Here is a 2634-nt window from a genome sequence, read left to right on the forward strand (position 1 = left end):
AGCGCCTTGGCTTGCGCCCTGCTGACGCTGCTGGGCGCGGCTGGCGAGAGCTTGGGCATGGAGCGCTACCTCAAGGCCAACACCGTCAAGCGTCGCACCTACTCGCTCTTCCGCCAGGGCTGCATGTATTACCAAGCCATCCCCAACATGCCCGAGCACCGCCTGCTCCCGCTGCTCGAGCGCTTCGCTCAACTTGTCTGCGAACAGCCCGTCTTCCGCGAAAGCCTCGGACTTTTATGAGGGGATGCCTCAGGTTGCGAAGAGCATCTGCATGGGACTGGCACTCAGCAACATTGTCGGGCAGGGGGTCGTCGATGCTGCCGTGGTCGCGTTGAAAAACAGTCTCACCACGGTGGGGGACCCTGCCCAGGCCAGTGCTAATCTCGTTGGTTCTCCGCAGACGATCTCTCCCCATCACGACGAGGCAGTTCAGGAAAACAAGACTTGAATTTGGGCAGACGTTCACAGTCTATCCACGCCTATTCTGGGCGCCTCAAAGCACAACGGCCACCCGTCGTATCCGTCCAAAGGAAGGCGTGGCATTCCAGACTGAGGCGAGAGATGTACGGTCCCCATGCAAGTCCGCTTTCGCATCCTTAAGTGCAGCTCCCACAATCGCAGCTCACAGCGGGCGGACGCGCCGCAGGATGTCTCCGCCGGTACGCCCACCCGCGCTCCTCCACCTGCCCCTCCCCAGCCACACCTCCCCAGGGCACACGCTACCGTCAGCCTCCCACGGGCTTCTCGCGAGCCCTGGGAGACCGGGAAACTCTGTTGCTCGCGTCCGTGAGCGGATTTACCCTGTAGGGCCGCATGTGCCCCCAGTGTGCCCCTCCAGCGGGGATAAAAACGGGACGAGACGGGACGAGACGGGACGGAGCGTGGGAACGATCCGGTGTGAGATCAAGGCGTTAGCCGGTAACAGCGCGACCTGCTTAGGGTTTTGCTTCTGCCTCGCTGTGGGTTCGATTCCCGCCGCCTCCCTCCCGAGAACCTCCAGCGACCTTGAGAAGGACCTTGGAGGCTCGGTCCTCGTGGTGGCGGCCATGGCTCACCAGTGAGCCATGACGACCGACGCGTCGACAGCGCACGACGGGCACAGTCCGCGAACGCGGACGGTCCCTGTCATGTCCGGCCAAACCTACCCCTGGGAATTCAACGGGTTGGCAAGACGCCCCGCAACGCTCCGAGTCCCCACCCTCGCGTAACCAGTCGGCATTGCAGCGCTTTTTTTCGGACCGTCTCCCAACGCGGACGAATCGTCCGCGAACGCGGACTGTCGTAGGGGGGGCCTTCGCTCGCAAGTGCCTGTCTTCACAGGCATCCGACGTGGCGGGCCTGGAGGTGCTCCACGAGCCCCGGCGCTCACCACGAGCCCACCGTCCGCCGTGACGGGCCTGGAGCCGCACCACGAGCCCCGGCGCTCACCACGAGGCCCGCGTCGACGTGGCGGGCCTGGAGCCGCGCCGCGAGCCGCCTGTCCGACGTGGCGCGCCTGGATCCGCTCCACGCCAACGCGATGCGGTCGACATCCACAGTCAGGCCGTGCTTCTGCGTGGTGGCGCCGTGGTGACGCCGGGAATGGCGCCGGGCGTGGCGCCGGTAAGCACTCCCGTGCACACCGGGCCGGGAGAACGCCGCAAGCAGGCTATTAGCTCTACGTCATCAATACGGGCCAGGGCGAGGTGTTACGGAACGTCCAGGCGGCCCTGCCGGGCTCGTGGAGCTCGCGCGCGTCGTAAGTGTTCGCTCTCCCCCGTCGTGACAGGGCGCCCGCGCGGCGCTGGGCCGCCCTAGCGCGCCCCATGGGCTGGGTTGCTGCTGCCCACGGAGCGCTCGACAGGGACGCGAACGGCGGCCTATTCGAAAGCTTCGAAGGTGAAAGTCAGTTGGAGGTTCGCTTCTGCGGAGCTTGGGGGAGCAAACCCCGCTGCCGCTGGGCCCCGCAGCGTCGTCTTGAAAGCGCCGCTGAGCAGCTTCGAACGGTCCACCCCACTGATGGTGTCGGAGTCGAAAGTAACGGTGAGGTCCACTGGGCCGTTGCCCGTAGGACTCTTGATGTTGCCCACGGTGTAGCTGTTGTTCGTGTCGTTCATCACGAAGAACACATCGACTTGTCCGGAGAAGACCTGCTCCAGCGCTGTTACCCCTGTGGACTGCCCGCCCAGCAACAGGGTGAGAGAGGAGATTTCAATGCGAGCGGGATCCTTGCCGTCCAACTTCCCGCGTGCATCGTTGATGAATGCGCCGTAGGGGTTCCCCGTTTCGCTGGTGATGCCCTTCTCTGAAGTGACAACCCCATCCTTGGCATCGCTCGCCTTGGTCTTGAGGTTGATGCCTACGGGGGAAGAGAAACTCACCGGATCTCCGCATCCGGCCAGCCAGATGCGTATTCCGGCGAAGCCGGACACCTGTTCCGGAGCAAGCCGATCACCGATTCCGGCAAGCCGATCACCGATTCCGGCAAGCCGATCACCCGCGTGACGACGCTGGTGTTCTCTACTTCGCCGCCTTCTTGGTCGTGGTCAAACTCTCGGCCTTTCGGATGGACTCGCCGCCGAGCTTGAGGCGGTGGGCGTTGTGGACGAGCCTGTCGCAGATGGCGTCAGCCAGGGTGGCGTCGCCGATGATGGC

The 2634-nt window shown here is 64.5% G+C and carries 3 protein-coding genes and 1 pseudogene; 2 read left to right on the forward strand and 2 right to left on the reverse strand.

The window, feature by feature from the left end:
* A pseudogene (locus ACJ8AT_RS34105) lies at positions 1–240 on the forward strand (IS4 family transposase); the annotation flags it as partial.
* A gap of 31 nt (positions 241–271) precedes the next feature.
* On the forward strand, positions 272–448 hold the full coding sequence (locus ACJ8AT_RS34110; RefSeq protein ID WP_407742135.1) for a hypothetical protein: 177 nt from the start codon (positions 272–274) through the stop codon (positions 446–448).
* Between the two features lie 1411 nt (positions 449–1859).
* Here the strand turns inward: ACJ8AT_RS34110 and ACJ8AT_RS34115 are convergent.
* Positions 1860–2411, reverse strand: a complete 552-nt coding sequence (locus ACJ8AT_RS34115; protein WP_407742136.1) for a hypothetical protein — start codon at positions 2409–2411, stop codon at positions 1860–1862.
* 88 nt (positions 2412–2499) lie between these two features.
* Positions 2500–2634: ATP-binding protein (locus tag ACJ8AT_RS34120; protein ID WP_407742137.1), on the reverse strand; the 135-nt coding region annotated here is incomplete at its 5' end.

Origin of the sequence: Hyalangium sp. (genome assembly GCF_045802625.1) — a bacterium.
Lineage (GTDB): Bacteria > Myxococcota > Myxococcia > Myxococcales > Myxococcaceae > Hyalangium.

Coding starts and splice junctions, on each gene's coding strand:
- ACJ8AT_RS34110 (WP_407742135.1), top strand. CDS start 272: ATGGGACTGGCACTCAGCAACATTGTCGGGCAGGGGGTCGTCGATGCT.